Source organism: Mycobacterium sp., from assembly GCF_965277065.1.
Lineage (GTDB): Bacteria > Actinomycetota > Actinomycetes > Mycobacteriales > Mycobacteriaceae > Mycobacterium.
On record NZ_CBDIBT010000019.1, the window covers coordinates 1,308,007 to 1,329,612 of the forward strand.

The window sequence follows — 21,606 nt, forward strand, 5'->3', positions numbered from 1 at the left end:
CTACAGATGGCTGGCGGCGTAACCCGCGGCCTGCGCGGTCATCCCGTTCACCGGATACGACGAGTGCGCGAAGTTCGGCAGGCCACCGGGATCGCCGTCGCAGATGGTGTCGCCATCGGCGCACAAGTCGTCGGTCTTCGGCACATACAGCGGGCCGATGACGATCGGCGGCGCGCCGAAATTCTGCAGCCACGGCGCCGACGGTTTGCCAAAGAGCGTGACCGCGGCCACGTGGCTGGCAACCTCCGGCGGCATCGGCTTGGGCAGGAAAGATGAGTACTCCGTCGGCACTCCCGCTGGGATCGACGCCGAGGTGACGGTGCCGGCTACGGCCGCACCCTGGGAATAGCCGCCGAGCACGATCCTGGTCTTGGGGCAGTTCGCCGCAGTGGCCTCGATATGACTGCTGGCGTCCTTGACCCCGTCGACGAAGCTCTGGGCGAACTCGATGCGGTCGGAGAAATTGCTACTGGCTTGGTAGTTGACCGGGTACACGTTGAGCGACTTAGGGCCGATCGCGGTGCGCAATTCGTCGACGAACGGTTCTCCGATGCCGCCGACGCCGGCCGGCTCACCGGTGCCGCGGGCGAACACCGCTTCGACGTCGGGGCACGGTTGCGCACCGGCGACCGGCATAGGGGCGCTCAACAACCCGCCGGCGACGGCGACCGCGGCGAACAGGACATGGCCAATCTGGCGTGGGGACATGGTCACCATTGTGTCGGAAAGAACGCGAACGTGCCGCAACCAGGTGACCGGCGTCGCGTTCGCCGGCGAAAGGCCTAGGAGGCCTCGTCGGAATGGTCGAGGACGCTGACCGCGATGCCGTAGGGCAGGAATCGGACTTTGCGGGTTGCGTCGGTGTTGTTCCGGTTCGCCCGCAAGGCGTCGAGTTCGGTGGCGTACACCTCCTCGACGCGAGCGCCGCCGTCGGCACTCACCGTATAGATCGCCCACACCCCGTCGCCGGCTTCGCCGGTGGTTTCCGGCCTGGTCCGGGTGCGCCGCGACAGATCCTCGAAGACCGACGACCACCCGGCCCGCTCACCAGAGGTGGTGAAGAACCGGCCGAAGCCCCCGAGTGCCTCGCGAAGGCCCTCGGTTGCGTCGCGGATCACGTGTTCGAAGTCTTCCGGCTCAAACCCGAACCGACCTTTGTCGTCGTCCATTGCGGCCTCCTGGCTGCTCACCCTTGATATGACCAGTGTGCGCATTTCGGGCGGCTCGCGCCACGCCCTAGTAGCCGTACCCCGGGCCCGCGTAGGGATTCTGCTGGTACGGACTTTGCTGGTACGGATTCTGCTGGTACGGGCTCTGTTGGTGGGGGTTCTGCTGCTGGTACGGGTTCTGCGGCTGCTGGTTCGCCCCACCCTGGCCTTCGGGAACCTGGACCGGGATCGGCACCGGCACGAACGGCAGGTTCAGGTACGTCGTCGTCATCGCCGGTGACGGCGGCACGCTCGACGTCGGTGGTGGCGGAGGCGGAGGCGGCGGCGTCGTGCTCGGGGTGGTCGCCGCCGGTGTTGTCGTCGTCGGCTGCGGCACGGTCGTCGTCGTGGCTCGTGGCTCGTGGCTGGTTTTTGGCGGAGGCGGCGGCACGTAGGTCTCCACCGGCGGAGGCGGCGGCGGGGGCGGGGGCGCCTCGCTGGTCGGCGGGGGCACCGGGACGGGCGACGGCTCCGCGCTGGGCGGCGGAGGTGGCACCGGGCTCGGCGACGGCAGTTGCGAACTGAGTGGCGGCGGAGGTGGCGCGGTGGTGGTGCTGCTGGGCAGTGTCGGCGCGCGGTCGCTGCTGGTCAGCGTGAAGGCGACTCCGCCGATCGCGACCATCGAAACGAGCGCGGCGAGCCCCAGGAACAACTGCGGCAGTCGAGTTCCGCGACCCCGGCCCACGTCGGGCGGCTCGTACTTCGGCAGTTGCATCAGTTGCGACGGTGTCGCGCGGTTGTCGTCGATGTCGTACGGTTCGCCGGTATAGACAACCGGCTCGTCGTTGGAATCGTCGGCCTGCGACCAGGCCAGCTCGGTCAGTCGTTCCGACGGGTCGTCGAACAGCGCACCGGCGGTCGGGATGTCGAACGTGCCGGTCGATGCGCCGAACGCGCCGGTGGGGGCACCGATCGCGCCGGTGGGCGCAAGGAAGCGGCCGGTGGTGGCGAGACCGCTGGTCGCCGTGGCGAAACCGCCGGTCGACGCGCCCACCAGCGCAGCCATCGTGGTCCCCTCGCGTTCTCCGTCGCGCTGCTCGATCGGCTGGCGGGCCGACAGCTTCACCGCACCGACGGCCGTCGCGAGCCCGGGCTGCATCGCCGTGATCACCGAGGCCTTAGTGTGCGACGAAAGGCGCTGGGCGACAACCGGAATCTTTGCCGTACCACCGGCCATTGCTACTGCCGCGAGGTCTTTGGTACGAATCTTGTTGCGGCGCAACATCTCGTCGAAAGCGTCGAACAGGCCGTCGAGCCGCTCTTCGATCAGGCCATCGAACTCCGCTCGGCTTATCTGCAGGCGGGTGCGCTGGCCGGGTAGATCGAGGGCCAGCCTCGTCGTGTCTTGGGTCGACAGCCGCTCTTTGGCCAGCCGGCACTCCTCGCGCAGGCCGGCGAACTGTCCGACGACGGCGGTGCTGGCGGGATCGGGCCCGTTGTGGTGGCCGGCGTTGTCCAACGCGTGCACCATCAGCGCCTGGTCAACCAGGTCGCCGGAGAAGTCCTCATACCGCAGGGTGTCGGCAATGGGTGTGAAGTCCGACGCGGCGTCGGCCAGGGTGATGCTGGTCCCGCCGCCGCCGAAATCGAGCAGCGCGACAACGCCCTTGCCGGGCAGCCGGGAATCAGAGTTCAGCGCCGTCAGCGCGGCAACAGAATCCGGCACGAGTCGCGGCGCGATGCCGCCGTGGACGAAATCGGCGTGAGTGTTCAACGCGGCCTGCATGCCCCGCAACGCCTCTGCGCCCCAGTGGGCCGGAACGGCCATCGTAATGCTCGAGTTCGAGGCTTCGCCGCCGGTCTCGGCGATCAACGCGTCCAGCGCTTCCACCAGCAACAGTGACGGGTCGTGGCTCGAGCCGTCCGCGGATTTCACACTCTTCGACCGGCCGACGCGCTCGACGAAACCGGTCATCAGCGTGCCAGTGTCCTCGCCGTCCGGGTTACTCACAGGCACACCGAGTTCCGGCGCGCGGTCCGGAAAAAGTGTCAGCACGGCGCGGCGCGATACGGGCGGATTGCCGTTACGGACCGCGACTAGGTTTGTGGTGCCGATCGATAACCCCAACGGGTCATACATAACGCAAATACTTTCGTCGACAACATTCGGTGGCCAGCGTCAACGATAAGGGCGGGTCGCGGTATGACCATCGGGCACAACGTCATCGGTATCGGGTCGATGCGGTTGCGTCACCGAAGCGAGACAGCCACCGCCTTGACAGATCGGGCCGCGTCAGACCACGGTCAGTGGCAGCGATTGCCGCGGCCGGAATTCGAATGTCGCCCCGCCGCTGACTTTGGCGACCGCAACCTCGGACGACTCCTTTGCCGCCGTGTCGGTTTCGGACAGCTCGGCGGTCCAGTCGGTGCTGGTGCCGATGACCCTGACCTCGACACATCGGTCCACCGCGGTCGCGATCGCCTGCAGCGGCTGGATCGACTCCGGCGAACACAGCGAGATCCACGCTGCGTCATCGTGGGCCGGCGACCGGTGGATCGTCAGTGTGTCGCCGACCTCCGCGTTGACGTACCCCAACGGGTTGAGCAACGGGTGCAGCTCGAAAACCCTTCGGATTCCCTCGATTCCGGCGGGCAGCTCAAGTGCCCGGTGAATGCGCTCCGCGGCGAGCCCGGCGACGCCGGTCAAGCCGCGGGTGCAGACCGAGTCGGCCAGCTTGATGTCCGATCCCGCGCGCGCCCGCACCGCGATCGCGAAGGACAGGTACAGCAGATGCATCTGCAGGCATACTTCGTCGGCCATCCGCACGAGTGCCGAATGCGAGTACGCACCGAAGTCGAAGTCCGACACCACCGGGCCCGAGTAGTCGGCCAGACCCTCGTCGGAATGGTCGATCGCGTCGAGTTCCCAACGGGCTGCCAGGGTTTCGGCTACGATGTCCAGCGCCGGAATGCCTTCGACCGGCGGATAGGACTCGTCGATGATGACGGTCCAGGCGCAGTGCGGGTGCCGGTCCGACGGCGTCCGGGGCGGCCGGTGGATGGGACGCACCTGTGCGCGCGCATTGGTTGCGACCGCGGTCGCGTCGAAGGTCGGGTCCTCGATCGTGTGGCACATGCCGAAGACGTAATCGGGACCCATCGGCTCCACGTCGAGCAGCGCGCCGCAGTGGTCGAGATGGAACTCGCCGTGCCAGCGGTCGTGAATGGTGTACCGAAAGTCCATGAACTGGGGCGGCGCCCCGATGTCGAGCTGTAAGCCCTTGAAAATCGTGAAGATGTCGACACCTTCGTAGTTCAGCGCCCGCTGCATGCGTCGGGTGTAGATCGGGCTGGCGCCGGCCCACTCCTCGATGGCGATCTGCACCATCTCGTCACGCCCGAACTCCTGGATGCACCAAGCCATTCCGGAGCGGTCGATCATCTGCCCAATCAACAGCAGCTCGGGAAGCAGAACGGCGAGCTGTTCGCGGGACAACTGGGCATAGCGGGATCGGCTCACCGACCAAAAATAGAGCTGACTATGTTATAAAGTCAACAATGTCCATCTCCGCAGGCCAGAAGGCCAGCTCGCCCGTCGGCCCCACCCGGCGGACGAGTGCGCCCCGCAAGCGCGGCGACGACACTCGCGCGAAGATCATCGACGAAACCGTCCGCTGCATCGTGGAGGAAGGCTATGTCGCCGCGACCGCGAAGCATGTCGCCGAACGCGCCGGCGTCACCTGGGGAGTGATCCAGTATCACTTCGGCGACCGCAACGGCCTGCTGATGGCCGTCGTCGACGACGGGGTGGCCCGGCTGTTGGAGAGCCTTTCGTCGGCCGATGTCAGCGAACTGCCGATGCGGGAGCGCATCGAGGTGGTGGTCGACACCGCGTGGAGGTGCTACAGCAGCCCCACGTCGATGGCGGCGTTCGAGATCCTGCGGGCCAACCGAGCGGGCTCGTCGCGCCGGCACCTACTGGAGATGAACGCGGCGATCAATCAGCTCGGCCGCCTCATCACTGAGGACCCCGCCAATGACGGCGTGGCCGATGTTATTTGGGCCATGCTGCGCGGTGTGGTGTTGGCGCAGATGATCATCGGGACACCGGTCGACTGGCAACGGGAACGGCACGCGCTCATCGAGATGGTCACGCTCTACCTGCGCTGAGCACTACCCGGGGAATCTTTGCGGCGATTCCCGGATGCCCGGAGAATCCCCATCGGTATGTGCTGAAATGACGAGATGAGCTCCCGAGATCACAGCGCCTGGCTCGCCGACGTGACTGCGATAGAAACGATCAAGTACCGCTATCTGCGTGCACTGGACACCAAGCGCTGGGACGACTTCGCCGACACCCTCACCGAGGATGTGGTCGGCGACTACGGCTCGTCGCTCGGCAAAGAACACCACTTCACCAACCGCACCGACCTGGTGGAGTTCATGCGCTCAGCGATGGGCCCGGGCATCATCACCGAGCATCGCGTCACCCATCCGGAGATCGAGGTGAACGGCGACGAGGCCACCGGCACCTGGTACCTGCAGGACAAGGTGATCGTGGCCGAATTCGACTTCATGCTGATCGGCGCGGCGTTCTACCACGACCGATACCGTCGCACCGCCGATGGCTGGCGGATCAGCGCGGTCGGATACGACCGGACCTACGACGCCACCCTGTCGTTGAAGAACCTCGACTTCAAGATCACGCCAGGTACTGCGCTCGCTTTGTGATCAGAACCGTTGGGGCGCAACCAGTTACTGAGTGATCGCGATAACCGCGCCGGGCCGTAGCCACTGGATGACCTGAACCAACTTGGCATCGTCGATCGCGACACAGCCTTCTGTCGCGCCGCCGTCGGTGGTGTGGAAGAAGAACGCCGCGCCCTTGCCGGGCTGACGGTCGGGGTTGACGCCCATCACGACCGCGTGCTTGTACTGCGGAATCTGGAGGTTCTCGCTCGCTCCGGTGTCGAACGGGCACTGCGCCCGATGGCACACCTGCATGGTGTTGAACGTGGCGCTCCCGTCGTCGCCGTTCCACCAGTGATTCGAGTCGACCTGAACGTATTTGAGACCGCCGCCGGGGTTGGGCGCAGTCCCGAAGGCAAATGGCAGCGTGTAGACGCCCATCGGCGTCGCGGGGTATCCGCTCTTGGCTTGTGGCGCAAGACCTGCCGAGCCGATATGAGTCGGAATGCCGGCCTCGACCGGTTCCCAGCCGGCGTTAGTTCGTTGAAATATATCCATTTTCGCGTTCGAACCGCCGGTTCCGACGACGGAGACCACCTGGGTGGCGTTGCCGACCTGCGGTGCAAACCAGGGTGCGCCGACTGCACCCCCCGTCGGAGCTGTCGCCACGGGTACGACGGCTGCGCATACCGCAGCGCACAGTAGACCCAGCAGTCGGCGCACCGCCTTATCGTCGGCGCAGCCGGATCGGGAGGTCAAGTCAAGGTTTAGCGTCGATCGGGTCACCGCGCGGCTGCGACACCACGCTCGTCACCTGTCGTTGCTGGTGCACCGATATGTTCGTAGGCGTTATCGGTCGGATTCCCGGGTATAGAAAGCGATGGATGTCACCGACAGATCGCCGCCGTCAGGCTGCTGAGGGCAGCAGTACGACCAAGCTCGCCATGGCGGGCGGCGTCAGCGTGCCGCCATTGACGGTCTGGCTCGGATCGGCGATGTATACCTTCCCGATCGACCGCGACGTGGTGGTAGGCCGCGACCGCAACTGCGACATCTGCTTTCACGACGTCAATCCCGAAGACCTGACCCTGATATCGCGGGTGCACGCGATTCTGCGGTTCGACGGTGACCACTGGGTGGTCGTCGACAAGAGCCAGAACGGCATCTTCGTCGCCGGCTCGCGGTCCAACCTGATCCCCATCCGCGATCGCCTGAGCGTCGCACTGGGTGGCCCGCGTGGGCCGGAGTTGACCTTCCGCGTCGCGACGCCGGCCGCGGGCTCGCCCACCCGCGCCGACAGCCCCGCCACCGAGATGTTCCGTCCGCCGACACCACCACCGCCTGCGCCTCCCCCGCCGGCGTGGCGGCCGCAGTCGCCGGCGTCGGCACCCCCGCCGAGCCGGCCGGCTCCGATCCGGGACCTGGCCTCGGCGACGATCGGCCGTGCCAAGAGCAACACCATCGTCGTCGAGGACGCCCTCGCATCCCGCGTGCACGCGATGCTCACGTCCACTCCGGCCGGGCTGGAGATTCGCGACAACGACAGCAGCAACGGCACTTTCGTCAATGGCACGCTGATCACCAGCGCGAGGCTGCGCGACGGCGACGTGGTCACGATCGGCAACACCGACTTGCTCGCCACCGGCAACACCCTGGTCTCTCAGCCCACCGCGACCCGCACTAGCGGATTGACCGCACACGGACTGGCACTGACGGTCGACGGTCGCCAACTGCTGCAAGACGTCACGTTCTCCGCGAAGCCCGGGACGCTGACCGCTGTGATCGGACCGTCCGGCGCCGGGAAATCCACCCTGGTCAAACTGGTCGGCGGCGCGATGCCGCGCAGCGCGGGCCTAGTCGCGTTCGACGGCCACGACGTGCACGCCGAGTACGCGTCGATGCGCTCGCGGATCGGGATGGTGCCGCAGGACGACGTGGTGCACCGCCAGCTCACCGTCGAACAGGCGCTGAACTTCGCCGCCGAACTGCGGCTGCCCCCGGACACCACCGCCGACGATCGACGTCAGGTGGTCGAGCGGGTGCTCGACGAGCTGGAGTTGGCCCCGCACAAAGGCACTCGCGTCGACAAGCTGTCCGGCGGGCAGCGTAAGCGGGCATCGGTGGCGATGGAACTGCTGACCGGCCCGTCGCTGCTGATCCTCGATGAACCGACCTCTGGCCTAGACCCGGCGCTGGACCGTCAGGTGATGACGATGCTGCGGCGGCTCGCCGACGCCGGCCGGGTGGTCATCGTCGTCACGCACTCGCTGACCTACGTCGGGATGTGCGACCAGATCCTGCTGCTGGCCCCCGGCGGCAAGACCGCCTTCGCCGACCCGCCCGCCCAGATCGGGGCGGTGATGGGAAGCACCGACTGGGCCGACATCTTCGCCCGGGTCAGCACCGACCCCGACGGCGCACATCGCGCCTATCTGTCCCGCCATCCCGCCTCCCCGCGCCGACCGTCGCCGACCGCCGGCGCGGCGCCGCTGGGAAAGCCGCCGCGAACCAGCTCGTGGCGCCAGGTCATGACGCTGGTGCGGCGCCAGACCCGACTGATCACCGCCGACCGCGGCTACTTCGCGTTCCTGGCGGTGCTGCCGTTCGTCCTCGGCGTGCTCTCGCTGGCAGTGCCCGGTGGCACCGGCTTGGGGGCGACCAGTCCGGCCTCGGCGGAAGAGCCGATCGACATCCTGATCCTGCTCAACATCGGCGCGGTGTTCCTGGGCACCGCGCTCACCGTCCGCGATCTCGTCGGCGAGCGGATGATCTTCCAGCGCGAGCGGGCCGTCGGGCTGTCCGCGTCGTCGTATCTGATCGCCAAGGTCGTGGTCTACAGCATCGCGGCCCTGATCGGCACCGCGGTGATGGTCGCCATCATGACGATCGGCAAGGGCGCGCCGTCGCACGGCGGCGCGCTGCTGGGACACGGCGTGCCGCACGCCGTCGTGGAGCTTTACCTGGGCCTGGCCCTGACCGCGATCACCTCGGCGATGGTGGGGCTGGCGCTGTCGTCGCTGGCCCGCTCCACCGAGCAGGTGCTGCCGATGCTGGTGGTGACCATCATGGTGTCGATGGTGCTGGCCGGCGGCCTGATCCCGGTGACCGGACGGCTGGTCCTGGATCAGCTGGCCTGGTTCGTGCCCGCGCGCTGGGGCTTTGCCGCGTCGGCGTCGACGGTGGATCTCAACAGCGTCGAGGCGGGGCTGCCCGTCGACAGGCTGTGGCGCCACGCGGCCGACGCGTGGCTGCGGGACGTCGGCGTGCTGACCGCTCTGGCCGTCGTCCTCGCCGGCCTGGTCCGCTACCGGCTGCGGCTGGGGAATCGGGCCCAGTAATGCCGGTCTTCGTCCGCAAGCTCTTCGGCATCGGCAAGCTGCCCGCCGACGTGCGCGCCGCGGTCGAGGCCGAGGGGCTGATCCATCTCGCCGACTTCGTTCCCGTCACCCGCCGATTCAGCGGCGCCATTCCGGGCCTGCGGTCGGCACACAGCGTCGCCAGCTATGTCGGCTCGGTCGCGTTCACCTCGCAGCGAGTTCTGGCGACCCTGTCGTCACTGCCGAAGTTGGCCGGCCCGACGGTCGACGTCCGTTGGGACGCACCGCAATCCGGTGTCGCGGCCGCGGAGATCTCGGCGGCCGGCCTGCAGGTCGATGCCGATGTCGATGAGCTGGATCAGACCTTCACCGGGCATCTGTCGCTGCACTACAAGCTCGCGCTTCCCGATGAGGTGCTGAACCGACTCCCCCGCCGCTTGCTGGCCTTCGACATGCCACCGGAATACGTGCTCCGCGCCGTCGGGGTCACCTACCGGCCATAGCGCGGCACAGTTCCTACGATGGGTTGGTGGACGAGCACGCATTCAGCACGCCGGAGCGCCAGGCGATCTATCGCGTGATCGCCGAGCGACGCGACATGCGCCGGTTCGTCCCCGACAGCAAGGTCTCCGACGCCGTCCTGGCCCGCCTGCTGCAGGCCGCCCACGCCGCTCCCAATGTCGGGCTGATGCAGCCCTGGCGATTCATCCGGATCACCGACGGCGCGTTGCGGCGGCGCATCCACGCGCTCGTCGACGAGGAACGCCGGCAGACCGCACACGCGCTGGGCCAACGCGCGCAGGAATTTCTCGCGCTCAAGGTCGAAGGCATTCTCGACTGCGCCGAGCTACTGGTGGTCGCGCTGTCCGACGGGCGGGACAGCTTCGTGTTCGGCCGTCGAACGATGCCGCAGATGGATTTGGCATCGGTGTCCTGCGCGATCCAAAACCTTTGGCTGGCAGCTCGATCCGAGGGTCTCGGAATGGGATGGGTATCGCTGTTCGATCCGCTGACGCTGGCCGCGCTGCTGTCCATGCCCGCCGACGCCGAGCCGGTGGCGATCCTGTGCCTCGGCCCGGTGCCTGATTTCCCCGACCGGCCGTCGCTGGAATTGGACGGCTGGGCGCTGGGACGCCCACTGGGTGAATTCGTGTCGGAGAACGGCTGGGGTCAGGCGCCGCACCGCGCGAGGTGATCGTCAGCCCGGGCACAGCTGCATCGCTCATCGGGAGCACTGGGCCGGCGGCGGTTACGATTCCGGGGTGCAACCACCTCCGCCGGGCCCCCCTCCGCAGTGGGGACCGCCGCCAGACGATTCGTCAGGGCACATCGGGCCTGGCTTCGGCGCCCAACCGGGGCCGGAGAGCTACGGTCAGCAACCGCCACCTCCCGGGCATGCACCGCCGCAGTGGGGCAGCTACGGCCCGCCGGTGCCGGCCGCGACGTCGCAGCAGGCCTTCGGCTGGATCACCCTCGCGACCATCGGGGTGCTGGGATTGCTCGGCGGGATCCTCACCCTGACCCTGTGGATCAACCTGCACAGCGCGGTCAGTCGCGCCGCCGACGTCTGCAACCGGTTCGGCGGTGAGTACGGCAACATGTGCCGCCAACAGATCCACAACATGGTTCCCACCGTGCCGGTGGCCCTGGTCGTGTGCCTCTTCTTGATCATGGCGGCCTGTCTTGCCGTTGCCGCCGGCGCCGTGATGCTCTTTCTCAAGAGGCCGCTGGGGCAGTTCGTGATCCTTGGCGGCGGCATCGTCATGCTGGTCTTGTCGATCGGCCTCGAAGCGCGCTACGGCGCCACGGGTCGAGTTACCTACGACTTGATCGCAGGTCTGATCATCGCGGTCGCCGGCGGTCTGATGTTCATCGCGGCCTTCCGCGTGCTGTTGGGCCTTCCACCGCACTTGACCACGCGACCCGGCGGATACCCAGGCAGCGGACCCTGGCCGCCCCGGCCACCTCAACCCCCGCCCTACGACCTTCCCGGCCCTCCCGGCCCGCCGCAACAGTGGTGAGCGGCCGGGCTGGAAAGGCCCCGGCACACGCCGCGACCCGCCGAGACCGATAACGTCGGCGGGGCCCGGCAAAGCTCAGGAGGTGGCGGCGATCGGCGGCACAGACGCAGACCCAAGCGCGGCGCATCCGCAACGCGACAACGTGTTGCTCGTGCACTGGCACGACCTGGGCCGGTACCTCGGCGTCTACGGTCACCCGGATGTCTGCAGTCCCCGGTTGGACCAACTTGCCGCCGAAGGCATCCTGTTCACCCGCGCGCATGCCACCGCGCCGCTGTGCTCCCCGTCGCGCGGGTCCCTGTTCACCGGCCGCTACCCGCAGAGCAACGGACTCGTCGGACTGGCACACCATGGGTGGGAGTACCGCCCCGGTGTGCGAACGCTGCCGCAAATCCTCTCCGAACACGGTTGGTGCTCCACGCTTTTCGGGATGCAGCACGAGACGTCTTATCCGTCCAGGCTGGGGTTCGACGAGTTCGACGTGTCGAACTCCTACTGCGAGTACGTTGTTGAACGGGCTCAGCAGTGGCTGCGCGACCACGACCCCGACCAGCCGTTCCTGCTGACGGCCGGGTTCTTCGAAACTCACCGGCCCTATCCCCGAGAGCGTTACGAACCCGCCGACACCGACGCCGTCGATATGCCCGACTACCTGCCCAATACCGTTGAGGTACGCCAAGATCTGGCCGAGTTCTACGGATCCATCACAACCGCCGATGCCGCGTTCGGTCGAATCCTGGACACCCTCGCCGCCACCGGACTCGACGCCAGCACCTGGGTGGTCTTCCTCACCGACCACGGTGCGGCGTTCCCCAGAGCCAAATCGACGCTGTACGAGGCGGGCACCGGGATCGCGATGATCGTCCGTCCGCCGACTCGAATGAATTTGGCGCACAAGGTGTACGACGATCTGTTCAGTGGGGTGGATCTGCTGCCGACACTGCTGGAGCTGCTCGGAGTCGCGACACCGTCCGACATCGAGGGTGTGTCGCATGCGCAGGCGCTGACCGCCCGCGATCACCGCGAGCCGGTGCGCGACCATGTCTACACCGCGAAGACCTACCACGACTCGTTCGATCCCATCCGCGCGATCCGGACGAAAGACTTCAGCTACATCGAAAACTACGCGCGCCGGCCACTACTGGATCTGCCGTGGGACATCGAAAAGAGCCCGTCCGGGCAGGCCGTGGCACCGTTGGTCACCTCCCCGCGGCCGGAACGCGAACTCTACGATCTGCGCGCGGACCCCACCGAGACCACCAACTTGCTGACCGGGGACGAAACCGACGGCGCCGACACGGTCGCTGCCGATCTTGCTGTCCGCCTGCATGATTGGCGGCAGCAGACCAACGACGTCATCCCGTCCGACTTCGCCGGCAGCCGCATCGCAGCCCGGTACACCGAGACGTATCTGCAGATTCACCACAAGGTACCGACCAGCCGGTCCGCGATCGCCGCAGATCGCGGTATCGATGATGCCACCCGTCGAACAGATCCGTAGTGGCAGCCATCGGGTGTGCGGTTAGGCTCTCTCGGTGCCCGAGCATCCGACGTCCTATCTCGTGCTTGCCTCGCAGCGCTGTGGCAGCACGTTGTTGGCCGAGTCGCTACGTGCGACCGGTACAGCAGGGGAGCCGCAGGAGTTCTTCCAATACCTGCCGACCACCGGGATGGCGCCGCAGCCGCGTCAGTGGTTCGCCGACGTCGAGGACGAGACGATCCTGCATCTGCTCGAACCGGTGGACCCCGGCACGCCGGATACCGCGTCGTCAGTCGCCTGGCGCGAACACATCCGCAGTTCGGGACGGACGCCGAACGGCATCTGGGGCGGCAAGCTGATGTGGAATCAGACGCCGCTGCTGCAGCAACGCGCGTCGTCGCTGCCCGATCGGTCCGGGGATGGTCTGCGGGCCGCCATTCGGGACGTGATCGGCGGCGAGCCGGTCTTCGTGCACGTCCACCGGTCCGACGTGGTTTCACAGGCGGTGTCGTTCTGGCGTGCCGTCCAAACCCGGATGTGGCGTGGCCGGCCGCACGCCGAGCATGGCTCGCGGGCCACCTACCACGCCGGTGCGATCGCGCATGCGGTGCATATGTTGCGCGAGCAGAACGAGTGCTGGCGAGCGTGGTTCGCCGAGGAGGGCATCGAGCCGATCGATGTGCCTTATCCGACGCTGTGGCGCAACTTGACCACGATCGTCGCGACGGTGCTGGAGGCCATCGGCCAGGATCCCCGGCTGGCTCCGGCCCCGGCTTCTGATCCGCCGGCCGATGAACACTGGGATGAGTGGGTCGAGCGCTACCGCGACGACGCCCGTCGCTTGGGACTACCGGAGTAACGAGGATGGGCGACGAAGACGAAGCCGCCGAGGTGCGGCAGGTGTGGTCCGCGCTGGGCTTGCCCGGCGTGATCGACGTGCACACCCATTTCATGCCGAAATCGGTGATGGACAAGGTGTGGCAGTACTTCGATTCCGCCGGTCCGTTGGTGGGTCGTGAGTGGCCGATCAACTATCGGACCGCGGAATCCGAACGTGTGCAGGTGCTGCGACAGTTCGGGGTGCTCGGGTTCACCGCGCTGGTCTATCCGCACAAGCCTCAGATGGCGGCGTGGCTCAATCAGTGGGCCGCGCAGTTTGCCCGGGAGACCCCGGATTGCCTTGCCACCGCAACGTTCTACCCCGAGCCGGATGCGGGGAAGTATGTCGCCACGGCGATCGCCGGCGGAGCGCAGGTCTTCAAGGCGCACGTTCAGGTGGGTGGGTACGAGCCCAACGATCCGCTGCTCGACCCGGCATGGGGCGCTATCGAAGACGCCAGGGTCCCCGTCGTCGTTCACTGCGGCTCCGGCCCGGCACCCGGCGAGCACACCGGACCCGAGCCAATACGGCTTCTGCTGCAACGCTTTCCGCGGTTGCGGCTGATCATCGCGCACTTGGGCATGCCGGAGTACGCCGACTTCATGGACATCTGTGAACACTCGTCCGATGTCCGGCTGGACACCACGATGGCGTTCACCCCGTTCGTCGACGAGCTCATGCCGTTCCCGTCATCGCAGCTGAATCGACTGCGGGACTTGGGTGATCGCATCCTTTTCGGCAGCGACTTTCCCAACATTCCCTACAGCTACGCCGACGCGATGCGCTCACTCACCCGGTTGCCCGGCGTCGACGACGCCTGGCTGCGCGGCGTCTTCTACGACAACGCCGCCGCCCTGTTCTCGCCGGCCGGCTAGGTCAGACGACCGGTTGCGGTTGCGCAGTGCTGGCCCAGCGCAACCGCTCGAGGAGCAGCGATTCGGGCAGCACGACGTGGCCGTCGAGACGCCGACTCGACAGCGGGTCCAATGCCGTCAACGCCGCACGCTGGATCCCGGACTTCGAGATCAATCCGGGCAGTGGCCCGCTCGCGCTGGGGGCGGCGTCGGTCAGGAACGCGCACGTTACCGCCAAGGTCTGGTCGTCGCCGGCTCCGGACACCTCGGCCGCGGTCCAGACTTCGCGGACCGGGTAGGACCAGATCGCGGCGAGCGTGTTGGGCAGCGCGGTGTCGACCGTGACCCCGTATGCCGCAATGTGATTGGAGCCCCCCTGACTGACGCCGGACCACGTCTCGCGGGCCGAACGAGGGTACGGCGTGGGAACGTCGTCGGGTTTCGCCAGGGCGGCCGTCCAACCGCTTTCCCGGAGGTGATCCGCCAGCCGGCGAGCCGCGACCTCGGCCGTCTCGCGCAAGGGAATCTGCGCCGAACGGGCTTGCAGCGCCGCAAGATTGTCCGCGGCGGAAAGGGTCACGCCGATCCACGTCTCCCGTTCCCGCGTGCCCACTTCGGATGTGCTGTCCCGGCTGGTCACGCGGATGGCGTCGGCGCGCAGGCCGTAGCGGTGGACGTAACCGGCGATCAGCGCCAGCGGTAGCGAGTCGGCATCGCCTAGCGGCGGCGCCACTCGCAGCAGTGCGGTGGTCCGGACATCGGTGACCGACTCCTCGGCCGCGCGTGCGCCCCGATTGGGACGCACGATCGCCAGGCGGCGGCGCAGGATCGTGGTGACAGGCAGCCCCTGCCATCGGGCCAGCAGCAGGATCACCGCCACGATCGCGACACCGAGCACCCAGCGCTCACGCACCGAATGCCAGGGGAACGCGGGGGCGGCGGCCACCATTGCCAACAACACCAGGGTGATCCGTCCGGTGGGCGGCGAGGTGGAAGGGTGCGCGCTCACAGCGATGGTTCCTCTCGTCGGCGTGCGGCGATCGCGGCGGCAGCCACGACGGCCAGTAGCAGAGCAGCCGTCCCACCGAATGCGACGATCCGGGGCAGTGGGCTCTTCGGTGCGGGTTCTGGCGGCGCCGCAACATGTTTCACCGGCGACCTCTCGCCGTTGGCGGCGGCGGGCAGCTCCCAGGTCAGGGCCGCCACCGGGTCCACGGCGCCGGCGCCGACGATGTTCGACGGCGCCCGGGCGCCGTTCTGTGCCGACCTGGTGATCCGCTCGATCACCTGCGCGGAGTGCAACTCCGGGTACTTGCTGCGTACCAGCGCCGCGACACCGGCGACGTATCCGGCCGCATAGCTCGTGCCGGCCAGCGGCGCCAGTTGCTGATGTTCGTTCGGCAGGCCGTTGGCGAGGCCGCCGTCGTCGCGGTTGCTCACCGACACGATGCTCTCGCCGGGTGCGGCGACACCCACCCACGGACCGGCCATCGTGAATTTCGACGGCTGGTCACCGGGCGTGAGGGATCCGACCGACAGCACGTAGGGCTGCCACCACGAGGGCACCGAAACCGACGTCACATCAGCCCAATTGCGCGGATCGTCGGGACGGCCCAGGTCGGTCAGCGGGTTCGAGTCACAGGCCGCGCCGCCGGCTGCACCGGCGGCACCGACGTTGCCGGCCGCGGCCACGATCACCGCGTCCTTATCGACGGCGGCGTACCGGATCGCCGCTCCGAGTGCACCTTGGTCGACGTTGCGGTCGGCGGGTAGGCAGGTGATCCCCGAGACAGTGATCACCCGCGCACCGAGATCGGCCGCGTGCACGATCGCGCGGCCAAGCGCCGTCACGTCGACCACGGCCCGCCCGAGGGCGGGATCGCCGCCCGCGCTGCGCGCCGAGAATTTCGCCGACGTCACCCGCAACGACACCAGCCGGGCGCCGGGTGCGATTCCGGCAAAGCCGTCATCGCTCGGCTGGCCGGCGATCAGGCCGGCCACCGCTGTCCCGCGCCCGTCGCAGTCGGTGAGCCCATCGGTCGACTCGACATAGTCTCCGCCCGGTTGAACGCCGGGCAGCCGTGGGCCCGGCCGCACCCCGGTGTCCAACACCGCGACCAGTTGCCCGTCGCCGCGGGAAAACCGCCACGCCGCAGACGGATCCAGAGTCTGCTGGCTTGGCGGCACCGCTTTGAAGTCGGTGCCGGAGATGACACCGGTCGCACTGCACTCGCCGTCCTTCTCCATCGGCGCCACCGGACCGGGTGCACCGGGGGGTGGCACCGCGCCGGAATCGACCTGGGGGCGGTCGATCGCCATTGCGGACGGGCAGGCCCACAGCGTGGCAACCAGAGCCGCTGCGAGACAAGCGAATCGCCGAGTGCGAGCAGAACTCATCGATCAAGCACCCAGGCGAACAGCCCCACCAGGTACGCGATCACCGGGATCAGCGACGCGTCGATTCCGGACGCGACGAATCCCACCAGTCGGCGCAGCGGCAGCGAGTAGGTCTCCGGCGCGGCGATGGCCGGGCTCAAGGCGACGACGACCCAGGCCGACACCAGCGCCGCGAGCACCACCGCGATCACCAGCGCGGTCAGGTAGTGCGCCGTCGCGGTGTAGAGGATTACCAACGCGCCACCGACCAGGTGCGGCTGGGCCAGCAGCCATGCCTTGATGGCCGCCGAGTCCCACACCCGCGCCCGCAGGGCGGCCGCGGCAGCGGTCGCGGCGACCACGTACCAGCCCCACGGAGACAGCGTTTCCGGCCGCCACGCGATGGTCAGCGAGCCGATCACGCTGAGCAGCACGGCTCCGGCGATGAAGCCGGTCTGGTGCGCGTCGCTGATCCGGACGCGTCGCGGCAAATCTGCGAGCACGCGGGCCGACGGAGCCGACGGGGTCGGGTCGCCGGGCGCGGGGATGACGGGCAGCGGGAATCGTGCCCACAGCGCGGACAGTTGCGGGGCTTCGACGGTGAACAGTAGCGCGACGACGAGGAGACCGGCACCGAGCGTCACCAGCGGCAGCTGCCACAGCACACTCGCGCCGGCAGCCAGCAGCACACCCACGCCCAGAACCGTGGTCGCGGTGAAAAAGCTGATGGTTCCGCGGCTTTCGCGATGCGGCAGGATCAGGCTGATCAGCGACCACGCGGTCACCCCGGCCGCGGCCAGCGTCACCTGTGGCGTGCCGAAGTGACCCGGCACCGCCAGGGCCAGTGCCGCGGCGATCGGCACCAGTGCGGCGGCGGACACGGCCGCACCGGCCCGCGGCGAGCGCGCCGCCAGACCCGCCACCACGGCGAGTAGCGCGATCGCGCCAACCACGAACGCTCCGACCGGCGAGCCGGTGGCCAGCCGATGGACCACTCCGAGACCTGTTGCCGCCCAAATCAACCCGACAAGGCCAGCGATCGCGCCGCGCTGGATGTGCGCAGTACCCCAGGGCTTCAGTCGCGACGTCGAGAAGATGACGGCGGCGTCGGCGATGTCCTCGACGATGCCCGGCGCTGCCGGCCCGACCGGGACCGGTTGCAACGCCAACAGGTCACCGTCGACCACGCCGACCGTCGCCAGACTGGCGTCCAGGCTGAACGGTGGACCGCCGATCGGAGCGAGGCTGAGCCGCGAAGGCGTCGCCGGCTCGTCGCCGGGACCTCCCGCGGCGGCCGCGTCATCAGCGACGGCCGGCACGACCAAACGTTCTACGGCCGGCAGGATTTCGCGCAGCGGCAAGTCCGCGGGCAGAGCGATCTCGGTCAGCCGGCTGTCGGCAAGGATGGCGACCCGCACGATGGGTATGACTGCGCTGGACATCACCGACTCCTCAGGATTCTGCGGAACATTGGTTCTCTTTCTCTTCGGGAATGACGATTGTTCTGGGTGTTGAGTCAGACAGTTTGCGGGTTGGCGCCGGTGAAGTCCCGGGAGAGCCGGTTGCCCTCGAACCAGTGACCTTGCGGCAGTTGGCTGGTGAGCTGTTCGACGGCGACGGCGATGGCGAACGGGGTGCCGGGGCTGAAGGTGGAGATCCATTCGCCGTCGAACGCACGCGACGGGCTCACCAGCACCCTGCCCAGGACGGTGTCGACAATGCTCACGCCCACTTCGGTGCTGGTGTGCCGCCCGTCGTGGTGACCGCCCGCCACGATCTCCACGTAGCTGCGCGGCCCGGTGAAGACGGATTCGACCACCGCACGCGCTGACTGCGGGATGCCCAGGTAATCAAGGACTTCGGCGAGCGGTGCGCCATTACGCAACCGCGCGTCAGCCCGCGCACCCACCTGGGCGGGCAGGCTGAATTCATCGAATCGTGCCGGCGGACGCTGCGCCAGGCCGACGCCGAGAATCGGCACCAGCGCGCGGGCGTCGTGAATATCCATCGCGGTGAACGTGACCAGCTGCGCGTTACGCAGTGCCACAACAGTTTTTCTGCCGCGCCGGGCGATGATCCCGCGCAGCAGGTCCGAACTTCCCGAGACGGCGGCCGAACCGACATAGCGCAGGTCCAGCCACCGCTCCGGAAAGCACACCACCCGAATCCAGTCGGCTACCGCCCGGTTGATGACGCCATCGGCCGACACCATGCCCATGCGGGCCAGCTCGGCGGTCTGGGCTGCGAGGAACGCACCCCGTTCAGCGGCATCAGTGTATGGCGTGGTGATCGCCAGAACCCACGGGAACGTTCCCGCTCCAACGGTTTCAGCGATGCACCACGCCTGGTCGACGGTCAGCTCGACGGCGTTGGGCTTGTTGGTCATCTACGTTGCGGATCCACTCGATCGATCCGCCCCACCAGCACTGCCGTCGCAGTGGTCAGCCGCCCCACTTGGCGCCTTCGGCCGAGTCGCGGGCCAGCATCGAGGTGGTGTTGTTCTCATGGGTGTTCGCCATCGCCCGATACGACAACACCAACTGCTCCAGCGCCTGATTCCACTGCGCCTGCCACGCTTGATAACTCAGCCCGGTGTCACCTTGCCACCCCGACTGCAACGCGGCCTGCTCGGCAGAGATATCGGCACCCAAGCTCTGCATCGTGCCCGCATACCCGGCCATGTCCGCCGCGTGCGCCAGCATCGCCGGGTAGTTGTACATGATTTGCGACATCACAAACCCTTTCGCTTAGAGGTCGACTCAGAAACCGGGGTAGCTGCTCGCCGCAGCACTGTCCGCGGCCACATACGTGCCCGCCGCATCACCCAAGTTGGCCTGAGCGATATCCAGCAGCGAATTCACCTTCGCCGCCGCCGCCACAAACCGGGCATGCGCGGCCTGAAACGCCGCCGCCGAATCACCGGCATGAAACGCCTGCGACGACATCGCTTCCTGCTCAGCCTGACCGATCGTCGACCGCATCAACCCCGCCTTGGCCCCAAACGCCGACTGCGACGCCACCAACTGCGGAATGTGAGCATCCAACAAACTCATCCCTGAAATCCTCTCCTCGTCCGATTACCGTTGCCACGCAAACATCCGCTCAGCTGTGGTCCCCCTCCCCCTCCGATGCCGCCGGACCCCATGTGCCCGGCACCATCGGCACGCGCGGACCATCGCCAAAATCGTTGCTGCTCAACATCGCCAGTCCCGAGGCTTCGGCAGAGGTGTCTATTTCCACCGTCCCGGCGAACCCCAGGGGGTCCGTACCGTTCTGCGAGGCCACCGTCGCGGCGACCGGCTCGCGGTCGCTCGGCGAACCCCAGTCCGGGTTGACGTCGATGTTCATGTCGGCGAATTCGTCTGCATGGTCATGCATCTCGGACTTTCGCCGCCGACGCGTCCGCGACTTCGCGGGACTCGCGGCGCTCACGGCCGCGGCGGCAGCGATGGAACCGGCCGGCGCCTTGTTCTCGTCGCGGTCGATCAAGGTCGGTCCGGGGCCGCCGTCGGGGCCGATGCCGCCGACCATGTAGGGGAAGCCGGCGGCAGGGGTGGTCGCCGGGGTGGCGCCCGCCGCCCCTGCGGCCGCTGATGTCGGAGCCGGAGCCGTCGCAGTCGTGGGTGCCGGAGCCTGCCCTGCGACCGGCGGAATGGGTGACGTCGACCCAGGGGTGACCGCGTTGCCGGCCGGAGCGATCAGCGTCGGCAACGCGGAGGGGTTGTTCAGCAGCTGCTGCAGCGCAGCCGGAAGCACGACCGCCAGGATCGCGGCGGCGGTCAACAACGGATAGGTAATAGACGCAGCGATGCTGGTCGCGACCTCGTAGGCGATGAAGAACAGCAGTGGGAAATAGGTACTCGGGTTGGCCAGGATTGCGGTGAGCGTCCCGCTTGGATCCTGGATGAGCTGCACCAACTGGTTGTAGATGTCGGTGAAGAAGTCGCCCCCCGATGCCGACGGGTTTGCCGCTGCCGCCGACGCATTGTTGGTCTTGAGCACCGGCGGCGCCGCCTCGGTGCGCGGAGCCGCCGCCAGCGCGGAACCCGCCACGCCTTGGTAGGTCGCCATCGTGGTGGCCGCCTGGATCCACATCCGGGCGTAGTCGGCTTCGTTGAGCGCGATCGGAATCGTGTTGAGGCCGAAGAAGTTCGTCGCGATCAGCACGCTGTGGATGACGCGGTTGGTGGCCAGCTCCGGAATAGTCGGCATCGCCGCCAGCGCGGCGGTGTAGGCGGCAGCGGCGACCTGGTGTTGAGCCGCGGCACCGGCGCTGTCGGCACTGGCCTCGGTGAGCCACGTCAGATACGGCTGGTGTGCGCTTACATATTCTTCGGCGCTCGGCCCGTGCCACGCACCTGCTTGGACCGCGCCGAGCAGTGAGGTGAGTTCGCTTGCTGCCGAGGCATATTCAGTGCCCAGCGCAGTCCAGGCCCGGGCTGCCGCCAGCAGCGACCCGGGTCCAGGACCGCTGCTGAGGAGCACTGAATGCACCTCAGGCGGCGAAGCCATCCACACCGGCGCGGTCATCGTCAGTGGCCGGCCACGTATGTCGCTGCGGCAGCGGCGTCGCCGGCTGCGTAACTCACACCGGCCTCGCCGACACCGACGCCGGCGCGGCCGAGCTCCTCGACGCCTTCGGCCGCGACCGCCGCGTGCTCGGTGCCCTGGGCGCTGAAGCCGGCCGCGGTCTGCAGCGAGACCGGGTCAGCCGCCGACGGAACGACGGCCGTGATGGCCGGTGCGGCGCCCGCGTGCGCGGCGGCCAGCCGGGCCGTGATGGCTTCGACGGCGGCGCTGGCCGACGCCAGACCTTCTGGGACAACGTGCAGTGTCATGAC

22 protein-coding genes are annotated in these 21,606 nt (G+C 67.9%); 9 read left to right on the forward strand and 13 right to left on the reverse strand.

Annotated features, from left to right (window positions below):
• The 4 genes from ACQY5A_RS23620 to ACQY5A_RS23635 form a co-directional block, all read right to left on the reverse strand.
• On the reverse strand, window positions 1-708 hold the full coding sequence (locus tag ACQY5A_RS23620; RefSeq protein WP_428342685.1) for a cutinase family protein: 708 nt from the start codon (window positions 706-708) through the stop codon (window positions 1-3).
• A gap of 74 nt (window positions 709-782) precedes the next feature.
• Window positions 783-1,169, reverse strand: coding sequence for a hypothetical protein (locus ACQY5A_RS23625; RefSeq protein ID WP_428342686.1), 387 nt, complete (start codon window positions 1,167-1,169; stop codon window positions 783-785).
• 67 nt (window positions 1,170-1,236) lie between these two features.
• Window positions 1,237-3,159 carry an Hsp70 family protein gene (locus ACQY5A_RS23630; protein WP_428342687.1) on the reverse strand — a complete coding sequence of 641 codons (1,923 nt, stop codon included), beginning with the start codon at window positions 3,157-3,159 and terminating at the stop codon, window positions 1,237-1,239.
• A gap of 282 nt (window positions 3,160-3,441) precedes the next feature.
• Complete coding sequence (locus tag ACQY5A_RS23635) at window positions 3,442-4,668, reverse strand: hypothetical protein (protein ID WP_428342688.1); 1,227 nt, start codon at window positions 4,666-4,668, stop codon at window positions 3,442-3,444.
• 38 nt (window positions 4,669-4,706) lie between these two features.
• Between ACQY5A_RS23635 and ACQY5A_RS23640 the strand changes: the two genes are divergently transcribed.
• A complete protein-coding gene (locus ACQY5A_RS23640; protein ID WP_428342689.1) occupies window positions 4,707-5,318 on the forward strand; it encodes a TetR/AcrR family transcriptional regulator in 612 nt (203 codons plus the stop codon).
• Window positions 5,319-5,393: 75 nt separating this feature from the next.
• Complete coding sequence (locus ACQY5A_RS23645) at window positions 5,394-5,879, forward strand: nuclear transport factor 2 family protein (RefSeq protein WP_428342690.1); 486 nt, start codon at window positions 5,394-5,396, stop codon at window positions 5,877-5,879.
• 24 nt (window positions 5,880-5,903) lie between these two features.
• Here the strand turns inward: ACQY5A_RS23645 and ACQY5A_RS23650 are convergent, their stop codons facing one another.
• Window positions 5,904-6,560 carry a L,D-transpeptidase family protein gene (locus ACQY5A_RS23650; RefSeq protein WP_428343311.1) on the reverse strand — a complete coding sequence of 219 codons (657 nt, stop codon included), beginning with the start codon at window positions 6,558-6,560 and terminating at the stop codon, window positions 5,904-5,906.
• 161 nt (window positions 6,561-6,721) lie between these two features.
• Between ACQY5A_RS23650 and ACQY5A_RS23655 the strand changes: the two genes are divergently transcribed.
• The 7 genes from ACQY5A_RS23655 to ACQY5A_RS23685 all read left to right on the forward strand — a co-directional run bounded on the left by ACQY5A_RS23655 (window position 6,722) and on the right by ACQY5A_RS23685 (window position 14,410).
• On the forward strand, window positions 6,722-9,175 hold the full coding sequence (locus tag ACQY5A_RS23655; protein WP_428342691.1) for an ATP-binding cassette domain-containing protein: 2,454 nt from the start codon (window positions 6,722-6,724) through the stop codon (window positions 9,173-9,175).
• The gene (locus ACQY5A_RS23660) at window positions 9,175-9,657 is read left to right on the forward strand and encodes a hypothetical protein (RefSeq protein ID WP_428342692.1); all 483 of its coding nucleotides are present in this window, start codon (window positions 9,175-9,177) and stop codon (window positions 9,655-9,657) included. Before ACQY5A_RS23655 ends, ACQY5A_RS23660 begins: the two co-directional genes overlap by 1 nt.
• A gap of 26 nt (window positions 9,658-9,683) precedes the next feature.
• Window positions 9,684-10,349, forward strand: a complete 666-nt coding sequence (bluB, locus tag ACQY5A_RS23665) for a 5,6-dimethylbenzimidazole synthase (RefSeq protein ID WP_428342693.1) — start codon at window positions 9,684-9,686, stop codon at window positions 10,347-10,349.
• A 67-nt stretch (window positions 10,350-10,416) separates the two neighbouring features.
• Window positions 10,417-11,175 (forward strand): hypothetical protein, encoded by a 759-nt coding sequence (locus ACQY5A_RS23670; protein ID WP_428342694.1) that lies wholly within the window; start codon window positions 10,417-10,419, stop codon window positions 11,173-11,175.
• Between the two features lie 91 nt (window positions 11,176-11,266).
• Window positions 11,267-12,676, forward strand: a complete 1,410-nt coding sequence (locus ACQY5A_RS23675) for a sulfatase family protein (protein ID WP_428343312.1) — start codon at window positions 11,267-11,269, stop codon at window positions 12,674-12,676.
• Between the two features lie 34 nt (window positions 12,677-12,710).
• Window positions 12,711-13,514, forward strand: coding sequence for a trehalose 2-sulfotransferase (gene stf0 / locus ACQY5A_RS23680; protein WP_428342695.1), 804 nt, complete (start codon window positions 12,711-12,713; stop codon window positions 13,512-13,514).
• A gap of 5 nt (window positions 13,515-13,519) precedes the next feature.
• Complete coding sequence (locus ACQY5A_RS23685; RefSeq protein WP_428342696.1) at window positions 13,520-14,410, forward strand: amidohydrolase family protein; 891 nt, start codon at window positions 13,520-13,522, stop codon at window positions 14,408-14,410.
• A gap of 1 nt (window position 14,411) precedes the next feature.
• Here ACQY5A_RS23685 and eccE read toward each other — a convergent pair whose 3' ends face one another.
• The 8 genes from eccE to ACQY5A_RS23725 form a co-directional block, all read right to left on the reverse strand.
• Window positions 14,412-15,398 carry a type VII secretion protein EccE gene (gene eccE / locus ACQY5A_RS23690; RefSeq protein ID WP_428342697.1) on the reverse strand — a complete coding sequence of 329 codons (987 nt, stop codon included), beginning with the start codon at window positions 15,396-15,398 and terminating at the stop codon, window positions 14,412-14,414.
• Complete coding sequence (gene mycP, locus ACQY5A_RS23695; RefSeq protein WP_428342698.1) at window positions 15,395-16,786, reverse strand: type VII secretion-associated serine protease mycosin; 1,392 nt, start codon at window positions 16,784-16,786, stop codon at window positions 15,395-15,397. The genes eccE and mycP overlap by 4 nt, the downstream gene beginning before the upstream one ends.
• On the reverse strand, window positions 16,783-18,207 hold the full coding sequence (gene eccD / locus ACQY5A_RS23700; protein ID WP_428342699.1) for a type VII secretion integral membrane protein EccD: 1,425 nt from the start codon (window positions 18,205-18,207) through the stop codon (window positions 16,783-16,785). Before eccD ends, mycP begins: the two co-directional genes overlap by 4 nt.
• Window positions 18,208-18,281: 74 nt before the next feature.
• Window positions 18,282-19,151, reverse strand: coding sequence for an ESX secretion-associated protein EspG (locus tag ACQY5A_RS23705; RefSeq protein WP_428342700.1), 870 nt, complete (start codon window positions 19,149-19,151; stop codon window positions 18,282-18,284).
• A gap of 55 nt (window positions 19,152-19,206) precedes the next feature.
• A complete protein-coding gene (locus ACQY5A_RS23710; protein WP_428342701.1) occupies window positions 19,207-19,497 on the reverse strand; it encodes a WXG100 family type VII secretion target in 291 nt (96 codons plus the stop codon).
• A gap of 27 nt (window positions 19,498-19,524) precedes the next feature.
• Window positions 19,525-19,818, reverse strand: a complete 294-nt coding sequence (gene esxG / locus ACQY5A_RS23715; protein ID WP_285186679.1) for a type VII secretion system protein EsxG — start codon at window positions 19,816-19,818, stop codon at window positions 19,525-19,527.
• 49 nt (window positions 19,819-19,867) lie between these two features.
• On the reverse strand, window positions 19,868-21,295 hold the full coding sequence (locus ACQY5A_RS23720) for a PPE family protein (RefSeq protein WP_428342702.1): 1,428 nt from the start codon (window positions 21,293-21,295) through the stop codon (window positions 19,868-19,870).
• A 2-nt stretch (window positions 21,296-21,297) separates the two neighbouring features.
• Window positions 21,298-21,603, reverse strand: coding sequence for a PE family protein (locus tag ACQY5A_RS23725; RefSeq protein ID WP_428342703.1), 306 nt, complete (start codon window positions 21,601-21,603; stop codon window positions 21,298-21,300).
• Between the last annotated feature and the right edge of the window lie 3 nt (window positions 21,604-21,606).